The sequence below is a fragment of the Nonomuraea sp. NPDC047529 genome, assembly GCF_040642995.1.
Taxonomy (GTDB): Bacteria; Actinomycetota; Actinomycetes; order Streptosporangiales; family Streptosporangiaceae; genus Nonomuraea.
Genome location: NZ_JBEYTJ010000031.1, coordinates 87,822 through 104,985, shown reverse-complemented (window position 1 = coordinate 104,985; position 17,164 = coordinate 87,822). Strand labels below are relative to the sequence as shown.

The window sequence follows — 17,164 nt, the reverse complement described above, 5'->3', positions numbered from 1 at the left end:
GGAATGGCGAACAGCCCCGAGATGCGTGCCTCGGACGTCGACCGCGATCGGGTCGCCGCCATCCTCCGCGAGCACACCGCGCAGGGCCGCATCACGATGGACGAGTTCAACGAGCGACTCGAAGAGCTCTACAAGAGCAAGACCTACGGCGACCTGGCCAAGCTGACGGCCGACCTGCCCGACGTCGACCTGCGCCACCGGGCCGCCAAGCCCGAGGCGGTGCCCGCGACGCGTGGCAACCTCCATCCGGGCATGCGGGCGGCCTGGGGCGCCTGGGCCGCGGCCAGCGCCGTCAACTGGGTGATCTGGCTGATCGTGGGCATCTCGACCGGCCACATGATCTACCCGTGGCCGCTGTGGGTGATGGGCCCGTGGGGCGCGATCCTGCTGATGAGCACGATCTTCGGGAACGGGCAGAAGCGCGACTAGTCCGGAGCCGTTTGTGGCGTAATGCACTGTGTGTATTCCTCCGCAGTGCGTGAGGGCGGTCGTTCCTAGCGTGAGCCGTGTCAGGAACACGATTCACGGAGGAATCAGATGCGCAAGGTCCTCGCAGCCGCCGCCCTCGCCGGCTCGATCGCCGTCACCGGTCTCGCCGTCGCCCCCGCCGCGCAGGCGGCCTCGTCCGGCGGGTGGGGCACGTTCTACGCCGGCAACCACAAGGCGTCCACCCACGGGAGCACGTACCGGTCGCACGGCAGGGTCTACACCCACTGGTACGGCAGGGAGTCCACGCCGAAGTTCGGCTACGTGTGGTTCCGGTACTACGCGAACGGGAGCTGGCACCAGTTCTTCAAGAAGTGGGACGGGAACCACGACGAGACCTGGTCCGGCCGGGACATCAAGAAGATCTACACCTGGACCTGCTGGGGCGGCTCGGTCAGGTACTGCGGTGACCGGCACCGCATCTATTAGGAACGCCTCGCGGAAGGCCCGCCCTCCCCGGCGGGCCTTCCGTCGTACGGTCTTAGGACTAGGAGCCGTGGGGTAGACTCTTACATGGTTGTGTCAGGACACCTGGCACGCGTTTCGCGTTTTTGGCTCAGGTGTCGTACACTCCTTAGTCGGCTCACTATGACTATCACGCGTCGGCGGTCTTTGCCGATCGCCGCTCTCTTCGAAGCGTGAGGTCGCGGCTGCTTAGTGAACCGTAGCCTCAGACGACCGATCAGTGAAACGCGAGGGATTTTGGCCAAGAAAGACGGCGCCATCGAGATCGAGGGCACTGTGGTTGAGTCGCTCCCGAACGCCATGTTCCGGGTGCAGCTCGACAACGGCCATAAGGTCCTGGCCCACATCAGCGGACGGATGCGGATGCACTACATCCGGATTCTTCCTGACGACCGGGTAGTCGTTGAACTGAGCCCCTACGACCTGAGTCGCGGGCGGATCGTCTACCGATACAAGTAAGACGTCTGAGGAACACGAAGGACAATGAAGGTAAAGCCGAGCGTCAAGAAGATCTGCGACAAGTGCAAGGTGATTCGCCGGCACGGTCGCGTCATGGTGATCTGCGACAACCTGCGCCACAAGCAGCGTCAGGGCTAGTCGTACGCAAGGTTTCTCCGAGTCCGCCCCGAATTTCAGGGAGCGGGCTCGACGTATGAGGAGCCTGCGACAGTAATCGCGTCTCACACCTGAGCAGGCGGAGCGATCCGTACCTCTCAGGAGACCCCCGGTCGGAGGCCGGGGCCCTCACCCCGGGCATGGGGAGGGGTAGTGCGGCGCAAGACCTCCGCTCAAAAGAAGGAGAATGCCCGACCATGGCTCGCCTGGTTGGCGTCGACCTCCCCCGCGAGAAGCGGCTGGAGATCGCTCTCACCTACATCTACGGAATCGGCCGCACCCGCGCCCAGGAGATCCTCCAGGCGACCGGTGTCAGCGGCGACCTCCGCGTGCACCAGCTCTCCGACACCGAGCTCGTCCCGATGCGTGACTACATCGAGGCGAACTTCAAGATCGAGGGTGACCTGCGCCGCGAGGTCCAGGCCGACATCCGTCGCAAGATCGAAATCGGTTGCTACCAGGGCATCCGGCACCGCAAGGGCCTTCCGGTCCACGGTCAGCGCACGCAGACCAACGCGCGTACCCGTAAGGGCAAGAAGAAGACCGTCGCCGGTAAGAAGAAGCCCGGTAAGAAGTAGTCCACAGCCGCGGACCGAAGATCTCAGGAGTAATGGCAAACAATGCCTCCTAAGAGCCGTCAGGGTGCACCGAAGAAGGTGCGCCGCAAGGAAAAGAAGAACGTCGCTCACGGGCACGCCCACATCAAGAGCACGTTCAACAACACGATCGTCTCGATCACCGACCCGAACGGGAACGTGATCTCCTGGGCCAGCGCCGGCCACGTGGGTTTCAAGGGCTCCCGTAAGTCCACCCCGTTCGCCGCCCAGATGGCCGCCGAGAACGCCGCCCGCCGCGCCATGGAGCACGGCATGCGCAAGGTCGACGTGTTCGTCAAGGGTCCCGGCTCCGGCCGCGAGACCGCGATCCGCTCCCTCCAGGCCACCGGCCTTGAGGTGGGTTCGATCCAGGACGTCACGCCGGTCCCGCACAACGGCTGCCGTCCGCCGAAGCGCCGCCGCGTCTGAATTTCCCCAGGAGATATTGAGAAATGGCTCGTTACACGGGCGCGGACTGCAAGCTCTGCCGTCGCGAGAAGACAAAGCTCTTCCTCAAGGGCAGCAAGTGCGAGTCCGCCAAGTGCCCCATCGAGATCCGTCCTTACCCGCCGGGTGAGCACGGCCGCGGACGCCCCAAGGAGTCCGAGTACCAGCTTCAGCTTCGCGAGAAGCAGAAGACCCGTCGTATCTACGGCGTCCTCGAGAAGCAGTTCCGTAACTACTACGAGGAGGCCGCGGGCAAGAGCGGCAAGTCGGGTGAGGTGCTGCTCCAGATCCTGGAGAGCCGTCTCGACAACGTCGTCTACCGCGCCGGCTTCGCCCAGTCGCGTGACGCCGCCCGCCAGCAGGTGCGCCACGGCCACATCCTGGTGAACGGCAAGAAGGTCGACATCCCGTCGTACCGCGTTCGCGAGCACGACATCATCGAGGTCCGCGAGACCAAGCGCAACCTGCTGCCGTACGAGGTCGCTCGGGCGACCGCGGGCGAGCGCACGGTTCCCGCGTGGCTCGGCGTCGTGCCGGAGAAGCTCCGCGTCCTGGTCCACCAGCTGCCGGTTCGCCAGCAGATCGACACCCAGGTCCAAGAGCAGCTCATCGTCGAGTACTACTCCAAGTAGTCACTGACGTCCTAGTTCGGGTGCGGAATTCCGTGCCCGAACTAGACTGTTTATCGGAGTGGCGTCATATAGCGGGCGCCACACGACAAGGGGAGAACCCACACCATGCTGATCGCTCAGCGTCCGACTCTTCTCGAAGAGTCGATCGACGAGACCCGGTCCCGGTTCGTCATCGAGCCGCTGGAGCCGGGCTTCGGCTACACCATCGGCAACTCGCTGCGCCGCACGCTGCTGTCGTCCATCCCGGGCGCGGCCGTGACGAGCATCCGCATCGAGGGCGTGCTGCACGAGTTCTCGACCGTTCCCGGGGTCAAGGAAGACGTCACCGACATCATCCTGAACCTCAAGGAGCTGGTCGTCTCCTCCGAGCACGACGAGCCGGTCGTGATGTACCTGCGCAAGCAGGGCCCGGGTGAGGTCACCGCCGCCGACATCGCGCCGCCGGCCGGTGTCGAGGTGCACAACCCCGAGCTGCGCATCGCCACGCTCAACGGCAAGGCGAAGCTGGAGATGGAGCTGACCGTCGAGCGCGGTCGCGGCTACGTCTCCGCCGCCCAGAACAAGCAGCCGGGCCAGGAGATCGGGCGCATCCCGATCGACTCGATCTACTCCCCGGTGCTCAAGGTCACCTACAAGGTCGAGGCGACCCGAGTCGAGCAGCGCACCGACTTCGACCGTCTCATCCTCGACGTCGAGACCAAGCCCGCCATGAAGCCCCGCGACGCGGTGGCCTCGGCCGGCAAGACCCTCGTCGAGCTCTTCGGCCTGGCCCGTGAGCTCAACGTCGAGGCCGAGGGCATCGACATCGGCCCGTCGCCGACCGACGCCGCCCTGGCCGCCGACCTGGCGCTGCCGATCGAGGAGCTGAACCTGACCGTTCGCTCCTACAACTGCCTCAAGCGCGAGGGCATCCACACCGTGGGTGAGCTCGTCGCCCGCAGCGAGCAGGACCTTCTCGACATAAGGAACTTCGGGGCCAAGTCGATCGAAGAGGTCAAGCAGAAGCTGCACGAGATGTCGCTGGCGCTCAAGGACTCCCCGCCCGGGTTCGACCCGAGCGCGGTGGCCGGCGGCGGCTACGACGACGACGACAGCGCGTACGTCGAGACCGAGCAGTACTGAGCTTCGTGCGGAGACCCCGTCTCCGCACGTGCCCCGCACGCGCCGAGTGGTCCGACCGCTCGGCGCGTGACGAACGTAACGGCCCAGTCGCCATGATTGCGGCCGGCCCGACTCCGGTACCTGGTACGGCCGGGGCGGGTTAACCCAAGAGGAGAAAGCAATGCCCAAGCCCACCAAGGGTGCACGTCTTGGCGGCAGCCCGGCGCACGAGCGGCTGATCCTGGCGAACCTCGCCACGGACCTGTTCCGCCACGGCAAGATCCGCACGACGGTGACCAAGGCCAAGCGCCTTCGTCCGCTGGCGGAGCGCCTGATCACCAAGGCGAAGAAGGGCGACATCCACAACCGTCGCCAGGTCCTGACCGTGGTCAGGGACAAGGGCGTGGTTCACCACCTGTTCACCGAGATCGCGGTGACGTTCGCCGAGCGTCCGGGTGGTTACACCCGGATCACCAAGATCGGCGCGCGTAAGGGCGACAACGCTCCGATGGCCGTCATCGAGCTGGTGTCCGAGCCGCTGAACGGTGTCACCACCCGCCGCGCCGAGGCGCCGGCCGCCGCTGCCGCTCCGGCTCCGGCCGCCGAGGAGACCGAGGTCGCCGAGACCGAGGCCCCCGAGGCTCCTGAGGCCGCCGCCGAGGAGACCCCGGCTGCCGCCGAGGAGGCTCCGGCCGCCGAGGCCGAGGCGAAGAAGGACGAGGCCTGATCTCTCAGGCTGGTTGAATCGGGCCCGGATCCCCTTCGCGGGGGTCCGGGCCCTTTTCCGTGAACGCGAAAGGGACGATCGTGCTACGGCTCCGCCTGGATCTGGCATACGACGGGACCGACTTCTCCGGATGGGCCAGGCAGCCCGGTCGCCGTACCGTCCAGGGTGAGATCGAGCTGGCGCTCACCAGGATCCTGCGCCTGGCCGAGCCCGCCGCGCTGACCGTGGCGGGGCGCACTGACGCGGGCGTGCACGCGCGCGGACAGGTGGCGCACGTGGACGTGCCGGTCACGTCGTTGGCCGAGCTCGACGGCAACCGCGGGCCCCTGGAGCTCGATGAGCGGCTCTCTGCGCTCGTCCGGCGGCTGGGTGGGATTCTGCCCTTGGATGTACGCGTTCAGCGGGTCTCGGTGGCTCCTGAGGGCTTTGACGCCCGGTTCTCCGCAATGTTCCGGCGGTACGCGTACCGGGTGTGCGACACGGCCGGCGGGGCCGATCCGCTGCGACGGCACGAGGTGGTCTGGCACAGCCGTCCGCTGGACCTCGACGCCATGAACGAGGCCGCCCGGCGGCTGGTGGGCGAGCACGACTTCGCGGCGTTCTGCAAGAAGCGCGAGGGCGCCACGACGATCAGGGAGCTGCAACGCCTGGAGTGGACGCGCGAGGCGGACGGCGTGCTGGTGGCCGCCGTCGTGGCGGACGCGTTCTGCCACTCGATGGTCCGCGCGCTGGTCGGCTCCCTGCTGGCCGCCGGCGACGGGCGCCGGCCGGTGGAGTGGCCCGGCCAGGTGCTGACGCGGGCCGTACGGGACTCCGGGGTGCACGTCGCGCCCGCGCACGGGCTGTGCCTGGAGGAGGTGGGCTACCCGGCGGCGGACGAACTCGCCGCGCGGGCAGCGGCCACGCGGCGGGTCCGCACGCTCTCAGCCCTTGGTGACGCGGCGCTCCAGGACGAGTGAGGTCTGGTCCCTGAACGCCCCGCTGACCTTGGCGAGCGTCTTGTCCTTGGCGTCCGGGGTGTGGCCGTCGACGTGGGTGGCGTAGCTGAAGACGATGTACCTGCCCCACACCAGGCCGGCCGCGTAGCCGCCGGCGATGGACACCCGCTCGCCCCCGCTTCCCTTCGCGCCGGGCAGCGCGCGGAACCAGATGTTGCGCGAGAGGTTCTTGGCCTGGTCGGTCAGGGTGGCGTCCTCCTTGGTCGGCAGCACCGCGATGCCGGTGGTCACGGCCCAGCGGCGCTTGCTGTCGACGTAGGTGGCGCGGATGATCCGGCTGCACTTCCGCTCGCTCAGCGCGTCGGCGAACGCGCCGGTCGCCGCCTTGTCGCAGCTCGTCTCCGTGTCGGTCTTGACCCTGGTGAACGTCACGCCGGCCGCCGAGACCTTCTTCTTCGGGAAGGCCTCCGTCAGGGACATCTTCTTCGGGTCCGTCTCCTCCGAGTTCAGCATCGACGAGCCCGGGACGTCGGCGGGCGGGCTGCTGGACAGCTCCGTGCTGGGCAGCAACGTGGGCGGGGTGGGGCGGGGACCCGCGGTCGTGGCGGCCGGCGGGGCGGTGTTCAGGGCGCGGTAGGCGAAGAAGCCGCCGGTCGCGACGCCTGCCAGGGCCAGGGCGCCGAGGGTGACGAGCAGGGCCCGCTTGCTCTTGCCCCGGGCGGGGGGCGGCGGGGGCGGGATCTGGAACGGGGGTTGCCTGAACGCGCCGGGTGGGAAGGTGGGGGTGCCGGCGGGCGGGGTGGGGAGGTCCAGGGCGGTGCTGGGCCTCTTGCTCCACAGGTCCTGGTTGAAGGGCAGGTCGGGGAGTTTGTCCGTGGCGGGTGTCTCGTCCGGGCGCTGGTCTGATGGACGCTCGTCGTCGGCGGGCTGGTCCGCTGAGGCCGTTTCGGCTGGGTGCCTGGGCTCGGGGTGGGGGTCCGCCGGGCGTGCGCCTTCTGGGTGCGTCGTCGGGGTGTGGCCGGACGTGCGCTGGTTCGCCTCCTCGCGGCCGTCCTCCGTGTGGACCTCCTCCGGGAGCCTCTCCTCGGCGGGGGGCACGGGGGGCACAGGGGACGCGGGGGGCCATACGGGCACGTCGCCGGGCTCCGGGGGGCGTCCCGTCGGGTTGGTGGGGTGGGGCTCGACGTAGTGGGCCGTCCGCATGGGGCCCGTGGGTTCCTCGCGGGGGTCGGACGCGCGCATGCCCTGCGGCGGGGTGTCCTGGGCCGTCGGGTCGTCCCCGTGGGGAGGGGCGGGCGCGGCGTGCTGCTGGACGGCGGCCGCGGCCTCGCGCTTGGCGGCCTCGGGGTCGAAGTAGTGGGCCGCTTTGGGAATCCCGCCGGGGCGGGTGGCATCGGGGTCGTACGACCCTGCGCCCCCGCCGTTGAACGGTTCTGCGTCGGAACCGCCGTACGACGCGGGGTCCGGCGCGTACGGCGCCGGGTCCGGGCTGTACGGCGTGGCATCCGGGCTGTACGGCGGGGTGTCGGGTTTGTGGGGTGCCGGGTTTGTGTGGGGCGCGGGGTTGCGGCCGGGCAGTGTGGCGTCGGGGTCGCGGGGGAACGCGGGCTCGGCGGCATGCCGGTCGCCGGGCGTGCCGATGGTGTCGGCCCCGGCGGCCGACGGGCTGGTCGGTGCATCGACGGGGTGGACGGTCGGGGTGGTGGGGAAGCGGGCGGTGGGTTCGCCCGTGGCCGGGTCGTCGTTGTCCGGCTCGGCCACCAGTTCGCCCGTGGCGGCGGGCCAGGGGGGCATGACGTCCGGGTCGGCGACCGGGGCGGGCCACACCTGCAGGCCCGCGGCGGCGGCCGTGAACGCCGGTGGCGGCTCCCACGGCGGCGCGCCGGGCACGACCGGCTTGGCGGGCCAGCCGGGAGGGTCCTCCTCCGGGGTGGCGGCCCACTGCGCGGGGGCGGCGGACCAGGAGGCGTCGTCCTCAGGCTGGGGACCCCAGGTGGCTTCGGCGGCGTTTCTGGGCGTCCAGGCGGCTTCGTCGGACGCGCTGGGAGCCCACTCGGGCGTGCCGGAGGCGCGAGGAGGCCACGCAGGCGCGTCGGAGGCGGGGGGAGGCCAGGCGGGCGCGTCGGCGGGCCCGGCGCTTCGGCCGGTCTCGTTGGACGCCCTGGGGCCCCATGCTGCCTGGTCTGGGGTTCCGGGGCCTCGGCCGGTCTCCTCGGGAGGGGCGGGTGCCCATGCGGGTTGGCCTGGAGCTCCGTCGGTTCGTCCGGTGTCGTGCGGGGTTCCGGGGGCCCATGCGGCTTGGCCGGGGGAGGCGGGAGTTCGCCCAGGTTGGTCGGGGGGGACCCACGCGGGTTGGCTGGGCGCTCCGGGTGCGCGCCCCGGGGCTGCGGGCGGCTGCTCAGGGGTCGAACCGGACTCGGGGGAGGCGCCGGGGGGCCAGCCGGTCTCGTGGGAGGTGCCCGGGGTCCAGCCGGGTCGGTTGGACGGTCGGGGCGGCCCTGTGGGGTCCTCGGGAATGTGGGGAGCCCAGGCGGGTCTCGTGGGAGCGTCGATGGCCCAGTCGGGGGCACCGGCGGGGTCGGAGATGCCGGCGGGGGCGCCAAGGGGGCCGGACGCCGCGGTGGGCGCACCGGTGAACGTACCGGGGGCGTCGGCGAACGTGCCGGGGGCGTTGGAGCCAGGGGTGGGCGTGGCTGGAGTTCCGGGGGCCCAGGTGGGGGCGTCCCCTCTGTGCGGGGGGCGGGAGGCGGTGATGGTCTCTTCGCCGGGACCGGAGGCGGTGGGCCCCGGTGTGCCGGACGGGCCGCCCGTGACGGGGCCGGAGGGGGCGCCGGTTCCGTAGGGGGGCTTGGTGGGGGCGGAAGAGGGGGCGGGGTCGGGGGCGTCGTCGGCGAACCAGTCGTAGGGGGCCGAGTCGTCGCCGGTCACCTCCCACGGTTGTACGCCGGCGGACGACTCGGCGGGCTCCGGTGGGGTGCCACGCGGAACCCGCGTCTCGTCGGACGGGGTGATCGCCGACGGAACGCCGCCCCCGATGCGGCCGAAACTCGGCGGTGGCATCGGTGATGCGGTCGTACGGTCGGCTTCCCTGCGATCGTGCTCAGACCCGGGTTCCTGGCCACGCATAGGGCGAGCCTAGCGAGAGTAGCGAGATCGTTATGTCGGTATGGGGGTTCCCAACGGGAACCGCCGTCCCCTTTGAGGGGTTATCGACCGTGATGCCGGTTCAGCTGAGCGCGCTCCCCGTCATCGACCGGCTGTCCAGAGCCTTGAAGACCGTCGCGTCGGTGAGGTCCTTGATGGCCTCGAAGATACGCTTCGATCCCTTCTTGTCCGGTTTGCTGCCGTCCTTGTTCTGGAACCACACCATGATCGCGTAGTGGCCGTGGGTCGAGATCTTGGCACCGCCGCTGCCCGAGCCGAGCATCTTGGTGACGCTGTCCTTGCCGGCCAGCGGCTTGACGTAGTTGCTCGCGTCGCCGACCTTGGCCACCTTGGTGGCGGTGCCGCTCGTCTTGAGGTTGGCCACGCCGATCGTGCCGATCACCTTGCCGGCCTTGTCACGGAAGCTGGCCCGCAGGAACTGGGTGCACTTGCCGGACTTGAGGGCCTTCTGGAGCTTGTCGCCCAGGGCGCCATCGGTGCACTTCTTGTCCTTGCTGGTGACCGTCATCTCGTAGCCGCGCCCCGAGACGGTGAACTTCTTCGCCGACCCGAAGATCTCCTTGACCGTGATCGGGTCGGGGTCGGTCTTGCGGTCGGCCGCGAAGCCGTACTTGCCGGGCGGGGCCGACGGGAGCGGCGCGGAGGTACGGGTGGGCGCGCCGGCCTCGGCCGTGCTGGGGCTGCCCGCGTTCCACATCATCGCCAGGCCGCCGCCGAGCAGGCCCAGCAGCAGGACGCCGCCGATCGCGAACCACAGCGGGGCGCGTGAGCGCCGGCCCTCGTCGTAGGGGCTCCAGCCGACCCTGCTCTGCTGCGCCTGCGACACCTGCGTCGGCTGCCCGGAGTCCGGCGACTGGGCGGACTGCCCGGCCGGCGGCGTCGGCCCGCTCAGCGGCGGCTGTCCGGGCTGCCCGGTCGGCGGTTGCTGCTGTTGGGCCGGTGTGAACGGAGACTGCCCGAACGAGGACTGCGCGTACGGCGGGGCCTGCGGTGACTGCTGAGTGGTCTCGGCCCCGGCGGCGCGGTCTCTACGCGAACGGCGGGGACCGCTGTCCATGCCACGTTCCTCATTGCCGTTGGAAACCATGCGGAGACATTACCGTGATGTTCGTCATCGGGTCCCGAAGTCCTGGGTCCACCATGGGCCGTCCGGTCCGGAGGCGACGCCGACGCCGATGGCCTTGAGTGTGCAGTCCAGGATGTTCCTGCGGTGGTCGCGGCTGTCCAGCCAGCCGCGTACGGCCTGCTCGGCAGTGCTGTAACCGTTGCCGATGTTCTCGGCGGCGCCCCAGTGGTAGCCGGCGCGGTCCATGCGGTCCCAGGGGGAGGCGCCGTCGGGGGAGTTGTGGGCGAGCTGCCCGGTACGCGCCATCTCCAGCGAGTGCTGGCGCGCCGAGCGTGCGAGCCTGCCGTCCACGCGCAGCGGGCCGCAGCCGTGCTCGGCGCGGGCGGCGTTGGTGAGCGTGATGACCCGGGCGGCCATGCCGGGCATCACCTTGGCCTGGTCGTCGCCGCCGCCGGTGAACACCTGGGTGGGGTCGCCCTTGGCGTCGAAGCCCGCGATCTGCCCTTCCGGGATCTTCGTGGGCTTGGGGGTGGATCTGCCGCGCGGGGTCCTGACCGTGGTGGCCTGCCGCGGGATGCGGTCCAGCTCGGGCCGGGCCTTCTGCGCCGTGGTGGGGGCGGGGCGCGCGGTGGCCGCGGCGGGCGGGGCGGTCTCGTTGAGGTAGATGTGCGCGGTGGGCTCGACGTCGTCGGACAGCCGGCCGAGCAGCACGCCCGTGAACAACGCGGCCATCAGGCAGGTCAGCACGCCCAGGCTGTTCCGGCGCCGCGCGCCCCGCTGGGTTTGCCGGGTGTGAGAGTTCCGCCACATACCGCAGCTAACGATAGAGATGTCGGGTACCGGGAAAGAAGGGATCCCAGGGAAACGAAATGGAACCGTTCTGTCGTCGGGTAGACTCGTGCAGGGTTACCGGTCTTTTGACCTGCGCGCCTTCAGGCGGGTAACCTAATCGTTCGTTGTGTGCATAGGTCCAGCGTGACCGATGCGCGGCGCGTCCGGCGTCATCTCCCATCATCAAGCCCATCGGGCTCGGGAGACGGAAGGTCCGGGCTGCCGTGTGCCCGCACCGACCGACCCATGTAGCTGTCGCATCCGACAGCGCCGAAGACGCGAGCAAAAGAAGGCTACGACCGTGCGCACGTACTCACCGAAGCCCGCCGACGTCCAGCGTCAGTGGTACGTCATCGACGCGACCGATGTCGTGCTGGGCCGGCTGGCCAGCCACGTCGCGAACCTGCTCCGCGGCAAGCACAAGCCGATCTTCGCGAACCACGTCGACACCGGTGACTTCGTCATCGTCATCAACGCCGACAAGATCGCGCTGAGCGGTAACAAGCGTGAGCAGAAGAAGGCGTACCGTCACTCGGGCTACCCGGGCGGTCTGCGTTCCGTCACCTATGGCGAGCTCATGGACAAGCGGCCGGAGAAGGCCGTCGAGAAGGCCGTCAAGGGCATGCTGCCGAAGAACTCCCTCGGCCGGAAGATGGCCAAGAAGCTGAAGGTCTACGCGGGTACCGACCACCCGCACCAGGCCCAGCAGCCGGTGCAGTTCCAGATCACCCAGATCGCCCAGTAGTAGTTCGAAAGAGTTAGAGGAGAACCGTGGCTGAGCCCACCGGTGTCGAGACGGTCGTCGAGACCGAGCTGGAGGAATTCTCCGGCGAGGACTTCCCGTCCGAGTACACCACCGAGTCCGCTGCCAGCGCTGACGCGCCCGTGCGCAAGCCCGTCACCACGGGTAACTCGTACGGCACCGGTCGCCGCAAGGAGGCGATCGCCCGCGTGCGCATCGTCCCCGGCACCGGCAAGTGGACGATCAACGGTCGTTCGCTGGACGTCTACTTCCCCAACAAGGTCCACCAGCAGATCGTCAACGAGCCCTTCGTGGTGCTCGGCGCCGAAGAGGCGTTCGACGTCATCGCGCGCATCGACGGCGGCGGCGTCACCGGCCAGGCCGGCGCGCTGCGCATGGGCCTGTCCCGCGCCCTGGCGATCCTGGACGTCGACGTCAACCGGCCGCCGCTGAAGAAGGCCGGCTTCCTCACCCGTGACGCCCGCGCCACGGAGCGGAAGAAGTACGGCCTCAAGAAGGCCCGCAAGGCTCCGCAGTACAGCAAGCGCTAAATTGGCGCGCCTCTTCGGCACCGACGGGGTACGTGGGGTCGCTGGTCGCGACCTCACGGCCGAGCTGGCCATGGATCTGTCCGTGGCGGCCGCCCACGTACTCGGTGATGCGGGCGCGTTCGCGGCCACGGGGCGTCGTCCCGTGGCCGTCGTGGGCCGGGACCCGCGAGCCTCCGGGGAGTTCCTGGAGGCCGCAGTGGTCGCCGGCCTCGCGGCGTCTGGAGTGGATGTGCTGCGCCTCGGCGTGCTGCCCACCCCGGCCGTCGCCCATCTCACCGCCGCTCTCGGCGCCGACCTCGGCGTCATGCTGTCCGCCTCGCACAACGCGGCGCCGGACAACGGGATCAAGTTCCTGGCCAGGGGCGGCTTCAAGCTGTCCGACGTGGTCGAGGACGAGATCGAGCGCCGGCTCGGTGAGAACTGGTCCTTCCCCGTCGGTTCGGGGGTCGGGCGCGTACGCGACGCGTACGGCGAGGCCGACCGCTACATCTCGCACGTCCTGACCACGATGACCGCCGCGCTCGACGGCCTGCACATCGTGGTCGACTGCGCGCACGGCGCCGCCCACATGGTCGCGCCCGAGGCGCTGGTGCGTGCGGGCGCCCGGGTCGAGGCCATCGGCGCCAGACCCGACGGGCTCAACATCAACGCCGGGCACGGCTCCACCCACCTGGACAAGCTCCAGCAGGTGGTCGTGTCCAGGGGCGCCGATCTGGGCGTGGCCTACGACGGCGACGCCGACCGCTGCCTGGCGGTCGACCACACGGGCACGGTCGTCGACGGCGACCAGATCATGGCGGTGCTCGCCGCCGCCATGCACGGCGACGGCCAGCTGGCCAAGGACACCGTGGTCGCGACCGTCATGTCCAACCTGGGCTTCAAGCTGGCGATGCGCGAGACCGGCATCACCGTGATCGAGACCGCGGTCGGCGACCGCTACGTCCTCGAACGCATGAAGTCCGAGGGGTTCAACCTGGGCGGCGAGCAGTCCGGCCACGTCATCCTGCTCGACCACGCCACCACGGGCGACGGCCTGCTCACCTCGCTGCACCTGCTGGGCGTGGTGGCCAAGTCGGGCGTCCCGCTGAAGGAGCTGGCCTCGGTGATGACCCCGCTGCCGCAGATCCTGATCAACGTCAAGGACGTCGACAAGGGCAAGGCGTCGGTGCCCGAGCTCATCGCCGCCGTGGCCGAGGCCGAGGCGGAGCTGGGGGAGACCGGCCGGGTCCTGATCCGGCCGAGCGGCACCGAGCCCATGATCCGGGTGATGGTGGAGGCCGCCTCCGAGGAGCACGCCAACCAGGTGGCCGGTCGCCTGGCCGACGTGGTCCGTACGGCCTGCGCCTCCTGACGCGCCTGGGCGGGTACGGCCTCGCGCCGTACCCGCCGGGCCGCTACTCGTCGCCGGTGAGGGCGAACACCCGCAGCCTGCGGCCGGCCCAGAAGACCGCGCCCACGGTCACGATGACGAGCGCCGGGACGGCGAAGCCCATCGTGACGGTCGACTGCAGGAACGGCGAGTCGGAGATCTGGTCGGCGATGGTCTTGGCCCACGCCTGGACCGAGAACTTGCCCGCCCCTGGCATCAGGGTGACCACGGTGACCTCCCAGACGAGGGCGTAGATGACGCCGATCGTGACCGCGTGCTTGGTCACGACCCCGAGGAGCAGGAAGAGCGCGGCGTAGGCGATGCCGGCGACCAGGGCGCCGAGGGCGAAACCGGTCGCGATGCCGTCCTCGCCGCCCACCAGGATCCAGGCCGCCACGTACGTCGGCAGGGCCCCGAACAGGGCCATGAGCGAGGCCGCCACCCCGAACTTGGTCAGGGCGATCACGGGCCTGGAGATCGGCTTGGACATCAGGTGGATGACGGTGCCGTCGTCGATCTCCGGCGCGATGACGCCGGTGCCCGCGATGACTCCCAGCAGCGGCAGCATCGCCTGGACGGCGAACTTCTGCATCAGGTCCACGGCCAGTTTCTGGTCGGTGCCGGTCGCCACGCGCAGCAGCACGGCCAGGGCGATCAGGGCCAGCGGGAGCAGCAGGAGCAGGATGATGCGGCGACGCCCGAGCAGTGAGCGGTACGTGATGCCCGCGACCACGGTGTTCATTCAGGTGCTCCTGTTGATCAGGTAGGCGAAGACGCTCTCCAGGTCCTCGTCGGCGGGGGAGACCTGGTGCAGGCGCACACCCTCGTCGCGGGCGACGCGGGGGAGCAGCCGGGCGAATCGCCGCAACTCGGTCGCCTGGACCTCCAGGCCGTCCGGGCGGAGCGTGATGCCGCCGGCCGACTCGTCGCGGATCAGGGCCGCGGCGAGCTTCCGGTCGTCGCTGGACCGGATGACGAACAAGTGGGGCCGGTCGGTCATCAGGCGCCTGATCTCGCGGAAGTTGCCCGAGGCCGCGTGCCGGCCGGACACCAGGACCTCGATGTGCTGGGCGACCCGCTCGACCTCCTCCAGGATGTGCGAGCTGAACAGGATCGTCTTGCCGGCGGTGCCCATGGCGCGGATGAGGTCCATCAGGTGCAGGCGCTGGCGCGGGTCCATGCCGTTGAACGGCTCGTCGAGCAGCAGCACGGCCGGGTCGTGGACGAGGGCGGCGGCCACCTTGACCCGCTGGCGCATGCCCTTGGAGTACGTCTCCACCCGGCGGTCCTTGGGCTCCTCCATCTCGACCGTGGCCAGGGCCTTGCGGGCGGCCTCGACGGGGTCGGGGAGGCCGTGCAGGCGGGCGGCGGACAGGACGAACTGCCAGCCGGTGAGGAAGCCGTACACGCCCTCACGTTCCGGGACCAGGCCGATATTTCGGTAGATGTGGTGGTTCTTCCAGACCTGGGTGCCGTCCAGCGTGACCGAGCCGCCGGACGGCGCCAGGAACCCGGCCATCATGTGCAGCAACGTCGACTTGCCGGCGCCGTTGGGCCCGAGCAGGCCGGTGACGCCGGGGCCGATCGTCATGGTCACGTCGTTGACCGCCACCACGTTGCCGTACCAGCGGGACACCTGGGAGAGGTCGATCCTCATCGCGAGGCCGCCTTCCTGTAGCGCAGCGCGAGAGCGGCCAGGCCGACGCCGATCAGCACCACCAGGATCGCCGCCGAGGCGGGACCGCTGGGGTAGGGGCCATCGGCGTGGGACGGGGTGCCGAACAGCCACGACTGCACGGAGTCGACCAGCCAGAACGGGTTCATCAACCAGGCCCAGGCGGCCCCCGACTCGTTCCCGGTGCTGATCATCGTGCCGTAGAGCAGCGGCACCGACGCCGAGGACAGCAGGTAGACCGTGATCACCGAGGCCACCCCCAGCCCGCGCCGCGGCGTGAACGAGGCGAGGGCCAGGCCGAAGGCCGACAGCAGCAGCGCCAGCACCAGCGCCATGAGCAGCGCGCCGAGGTACTCGCCGGTGGCGGGCGGCCCGGGCAGGTCGACGACCAGCTCGCCGATCCACAGCAGCGTCAGCGGCCCGCCGACCAGCAGGAAGAGCGCGGCGGTCATCGCGATCACCTTGGCGGCCACGTACTGGAAGACCGAGATCGGCCGGGACAGGTACAGGGGCAGCACGCGGTGGCGCAGGTCGGGGGCGACGACCGTGGGGGCCTGGGAGGCCAGGAAGATGGCCACCACGGCCTGCAGGAGGACCGCGAACCCGCTGTAGGGGATGCCGCGCTGCTGGGCAAGCGCCATGAGCGCGATCGACACCACCATGGGCAGCAGCATGATGACGACCAGCGCGAACGGCACGATCTTGCTGCGCGCCGGACGGCCGAGGCCGAAGATGCCGCGCAGGCTGTGGACGGTGAGCGCGCGGGTGGCGTACGCGCCGCCCATGCGGGGGCCGTCGTAGTGCCGGTAGCCGATGTCGTAGATCTCAGACACTGGCCGTCTCCTCCCTGAAGACGTCCTCGATGCGGTGGCGTCCCTGTTCGAGGCGGATGAGGCACAGGTCGAGGTCGACGGCGGCGTCGCGGATGGCGTCGTAGGTCTCGGGGCCGAGCACCTTGACCACCAGCAGGCGGCCCTGCTGGGAGACGGTCTGGCCGGTCTCGGTCAGCCGCCGGGCCAGCGGCTCCAGGCCGTCCTCGACCTCGACCGTGACCGTCTGGGTGGCCTGGGTGAACTCCGAGATCGCCGACGAGCGCAGCAGGCGGCCGCCGTCGATGACGATGACGTGGTCGCAGACGCGTTCCAGCTCGCCCAGCAGGTGGGAGGTGACCAGCACGCTGATGCCGAACTCGGTGCCGATGCGCCTGATCAGCGTCAGCATTTCGTCGCGGCCGCGCGGGTCGAGCCCGTTGGTGGGCTCGTCGAGGAAGACGAGCTTGGGGTCGTGCACGAGGGCCTGGGCCAGTTTGACCCGTTGCTTCATGCCGGTGGAGTAGCCGCCGATCGGGCGGTAACGCTCTTCGGCCAGGCCCACGTGGCGCAGCACGTCGGCGGCGCGCTCGCGGGCGGCCGTGCGCGGCAGCCCGGAGATCCTGGCGAGGTGGACGACCAGCTCGGTCGCGGAGACGTCGGGAGGGAGGCATTCGTGCTCGGGCATGTAGCCGACGAGCCGGCGGATCTCGGCGCCCTGCGCGGTCACGTCGAGGTCGAGCACCCGCGCGGCGCCCTGGCTGGGCGGCAGCAGGCCGAGCAGCATCTTGATCAGTGTCGACTTGCCCGCGCCGTTCGCCCCCACCAGACCGGTGACGCCGGATCCCACGGTCACCGTGAGCCCGTCGACCGCGGTGACGGTGGGGAAGCGTTTGGTCAGCCCCTCGGTGGCGAGGATGTGCATGTGGCGGACCCTACCCGTCGCGGG

General features: G+C 70.0%; 20 protein-coding genes. 13 read left to right on the top strand and 7 right to left on the bottom strand.

Annotated features, from left to right (window positions below; translation table 11 throughout):
* Nucleotides 1-3: 3 nt before the first annotated feature.
* The 10 genes from ABZ815_RS37195 (at nucleotide 4) to truA (ending at nucleotide 6,028) form a co-directional block, all read left to right on the top strand.
* Entirely contained in the window at nucleotides 4-429 is a 426-nt protein-coding gene (locus tag ABZ815_RS37195; RefSeq protein WP_357705902.1) for a DUF1707 domain-containing protein, read from the top strand.
* 108 nt (nucleotides 430-537) lie between these two features.
* Nucleotides 538-915, top strand: a complete 378-nt coding sequence (locus tag ABZ815_RS37190) for a hypothetical protein (protein ID WP_357705901.1) — start codon at nucleotides 538-540, stop codon at nucleotides 913-915.
* 273 nt (nucleotides 916-1,188) lie between these two features.
* Complete coding sequence (gene infA / locus ABZ815_RS37185; protein WP_012887858.1) at nucleotides 1,189-1,410, top strand: translation initiation factor IF-1; 222 nt, start codon at nucleotides 1,189-1,191, stop codon at nucleotides 1,408-1,410.
* 24 nt (nucleotides 1,411-1,434) lie between these two features.
* Nucleotides 1,435-1,548 (top strand): 50S ribosomal protein L36, encoded by a 114-nt coding sequence (rpmJ, locus tag ABZ815_RS37180; protein WP_003956441.1) that lies wholly within the window; start codon nucleotides 1,435-1,437, stop codon nucleotides 1,546-1,548.
* Nucleotides 1,549-1,763: 215 nt separating this feature from the next.
* A complete protein-coding gene (gene rpsM / locus ABZ815_RS37175) occupies nucleotides 1,764-2,144 on the top strand; it encodes a 30S ribosomal protein S13 (protein ID WP_125644650.1) in 381 nt (126 codons plus the stop codon).
* Nucleotides 2,145-2,186: 42 nt separating this feature from the next.
* Complete coding sequence (rpsK, locus tag ABZ815_RS37170; RefSeq protein ID WP_020542285.1) at nucleotides 2,187-2,591, top strand: 30S ribosomal protein S11; 405 nt, start codon at nucleotides 2,187-2,189, stop codon at nucleotides 2,589-2,591.
* A gap of 23 nt (nucleotides 2,592-2,614) precedes the next feature.
* Complete coding sequence (rpsD, locus tag ABZ815_RS37165) at nucleotides 2,615-3,241, top strand: 30S ribosomal protein S4 (RefSeq protein WP_352327498.1); 627 nt, start codon at nucleotides 2,615-2,617, stop codon at nucleotides 3,239-3,241.
* Between the two features lie 105 nt (nucleotides 3,242-3,346).
* Complete coding sequence (locus ABZ815_RS37160) at nucleotides 3,347-4,363, top strand: DNA-directed RNA polymerase subunit alpha (protein WP_043623495.1); 1,017 nt, start codon at nucleotides 3,347-3,349, stop codon at nucleotides 4,361-4,363.
* A 160-nt stretch (nucleotides 4,364-4,523) separates the two neighbouring features.
* Nucleotides 4,524-5,069: a 50S ribosomal protein L17 gene (gene rplQ, locus ABZ815_RS37155; RefSeq protein ID WP_357705900.1), complete on the top strand. Its 546-nt coding sequence runs from the start codon at nucleotides 4,524-4,526 to the stop codon at nucleotides 5,067-5,069.
* 80 nt (nucleotides 5,070-5,149) lie between these two features.
* Complete coding sequence (gene truA, locus ABZ815_RS37150; RefSeq protein ID WP_357705899.1) at nucleotides 5,150-6,028, top strand: tRNA pseudouridine(38-40) synthase TruA; 879 nt, start codon at nucleotides 5,150-5,152, stop codon at nucleotides 6,026-6,028.
* Here truA and ABZ815_RS37145 read toward each other — a convergent pair.
* The 3 genes from ABZ815_RS37145 to ABZ815_RS37135 form a co-directional block, all read right to left on the bottom strand.
* Nucleotides 5,993-7,897, bottom strand: a complete 1,905-nt coding sequence (locus tag ABZ815_RS37145) for a hypothetical protein (protein ID WP_357705898.1) — start codon at nucleotides 7,895-7,897, stop codon at nucleotides 5,993-5,995. The two genes, truA and ABZ815_RS37145, sit on opposite strands and share 36 nt — an antisense overlap.
* A gap of 1,336 nt (nucleotides 7,898-9,233) precedes the next feature.
* Nucleotides 9,234-10,229, bottom strand: coding sequence for a hypothetical protein (locus tag ABZ815_RS37140; RefSeq protein ID WP_357705897.1), 996 nt, complete (start codon nucleotides 10,227-10,229; stop codon nucleotides 9,234-9,236).
* A 54-nt stretch (nucleotides 10,230-10,283) separates the two neighbouring features.
* Nucleotides 10,284-11,048 carry a CAP domain-containing protein gene (locus tag ABZ815_RS37135; protein WP_357705896.1) on the bottom strand — a complete coding sequence of 255 codons (765 nt, stop codon included), beginning with the start codon at nucleotides 11,046-11,048 and terminating at the stop codon, nucleotides 10,284-10,286.
* 322 nt (nucleotides 11,049-11,370) lie between these two features.
* On the opposite strand from ABZ815_RS37135, the gene rplM reads away from it, so the two are divergent.
* From rplM to glmM, 3 genes are read left to right on the top strand one after another with little or no spacing between them, the layout of a single operon-like run.
* Nucleotides 11,371-11,814, top strand: a complete 444-nt coding sequence (rplM, locus tag ABZ815_RS37130) for a 50S ribosomal protein L13 (RefSeq protein ID WP_125644641.1) — start codon at nucleotides 11,371-11,373, stop codon at nucleotides 11,812-11,814.
* Nucleotides 11,815-11,840: 26 nt separating this feature from the next.
* A complete protein-coding gene (rpsI, locus tag ABZ815_RS37125; RefSeq protein WP_125644639.1) occupies nucleotides 11,841-12,362 on the top strand; it encodes a 30S ribosomal protein S9 in 522 nt (173 codons plus the stop codon).
* 1 nt (nucleotide 12,363) lies between these two features.
* Nucleotides 12,364-13,713, top strand: a complete 1,350-nt coding sequence (gene glmM, locus ABZ815_RS37120) for a phosphoglucosamine mutase (protein ID WP_357705895.1) — start codon at nucleotides 12,364-12,366, stop codon at nucleotides 13,711-13,713.
* Between the two features lie 43 nt (nucleotides 13,714-13,756).
* Here glmM and ABZ815_RS37115 read toward each other — a convergent pair whose 3' ends face one another.
* The 4 genes from ABZ815_RS37115 to ABZ815_RS37100 are packed head-to-tail and all read right to left on the bottom strand — an operon-like array spanning nucleotide 13,757 to nucleotide 17,140.
* On the bottom strand, nucleotides 13,757-14,473 hold the full coding sequence (locus tag ABZ815_RS37115) for an ABC transporter permease subunit (RefSeq protein WP_357705894.1): 717 nt from the start codon (nucleotides 14,471-14,473) through the stop codon (nucleotides 13,757-13,759).
* The gene (locus ABZ815_RS37110) at nucleotides 14,474-15,388 is read right to left on the bottom strand and encodes an ABC transporter ATP-binding protein (protein WP_357705893.1); all 915 of its coding nucleotides are present in this window, start codon (nucleotides 15,386-15,388) and stop codon (nucleotides 14,474-14,476) included. It abuts the gene before it with no gap.
* On the bottom strand, nucleotides 15,385-16,239 hold the full coding sequence (locus ABZ815_RS37105; RefSeq protein ID WP_357705892.1) for an ABC transporter permease: 855 nt from the start codon (nucleotides 16,237-16,239) through the stop codon (nucleotides 15,385-15,387). The genes ABZ815_RS37110 and ABZ815_RS37105 overlap by 4 nt, the downstream gene beginning before the upstream one ends.
* Nucleotides 16,232-17,140 carry an ABC transporter ATP-binding protein gene (locus ABZ815_RS37100; RefSeq protein WP_357705891.1) on the bottom strand — a complete coding sequence of 303 codons (909 nt, stop codon included), beginning with the start codon at nucleotides 17,138-17,140 and terminating at the stop codon, nucleotides 16,232-16,234. The genes ABZ815_RS37105 and ABZ815_RS37100 overlap by 8 nt, the downstream gene beginning before the upstream one ends.
* Between the last annotated feature and the right edge of the window lie 24 nt (nucleotides 17,141-17,164).

Bases quoted from the DNA above. Each gene is read 5' to 3' on its own strand.
- ABZ815_RS37195 (WP_357705902.1), top strand. From the start codon at position 4: ATGGCGAACAGCCCCGAGATGCGTGCCTCGGACGTCGACCGCGATCGG.
- ABZ815_RS37190 (WP_357705901.1), top strand. From the start codon at position 538: ATGCGCAAGGTCCTCGCAGCCGCCGCCCTCGCCGGCTCGATCGCCGTC.
- rpmJ (WP_003956441.1), top strand. From the start codon at position 1,435: ATGAAGGTAAAGCCGAGCGTCAAGAAGATCTGCGACAAGTGCAAGGTG.
- rpsM (WP_125644650.1), top strand. From the start codon at position 1,764: ATGGCTCGCCTGGTTGGCGTCGACCTCCCCCGCGAGAAGCGGCTGGAG.
- rpsK (WP_020542285.1), top strand. From the start codon at position 2,187: ATGCCTCCTAAGAGCCGTCAGGGTGCACCGAAGAAGGTGCGCCGCAAG.
- rpsD (WP_352327498.1), top strand. From the start codon at position 2,615: ATGGCTCGTTACACGGGCGCGGACTGCAAGCTCTGCCGTCGCGAGAAG.
- ABZ815_RS37160 (WP_043623495.1), top strand. From the start codon at position 3,347: ATGCTGATCGCTCAGCGTCCGACTCTTCTCGAAGAGTCGATCGACGAG.
- rplQ (WP_357705900.1), top strand. From the start codon at position 4,524: ATGCCCAAGCCCACCAAGGGTGCACGTCTTGGCGGCAGCCCGGCGCAC.
- ABZ815_RS37140 (WP_357705897.1), bottom strand. From the start codon at position 10,229: ATGGACAGCGGTCCCCGCCGTTCGCGTAGAGACCGCGCCGCCGGGGCC.
- ABZ815_RS37135 (WP_357705896.1), bottom strand. From the start codon at position 11,048: ATGTGGCGGAACTCTCACACCCGGCAAACCCAGCGGGGCGCGCGGCGC.
- ABZ815_RS37115 (WP_357705894.1), bottom strand. From the start codon at position 14,473: ATGAACACCGTGGTCGCGGGCATCACGTACCGCTCACTGCTCGGGCGT.
- ABZ815_RS37110 (WP_357705893.1), bottom strand. From the start codon at position 15,388: ATGAGGATCGACCTCTCCCAGGTGTCCCGCTGGTACGGCAACGTGGTG.
- ABZ815_RS37100 (WP_357705891.1), bottom strand. From the start codon at position 17,140: ATGCACATCCTCGCCACCGAGGGGCTGACCAAACGCTTCCCCACCGTC.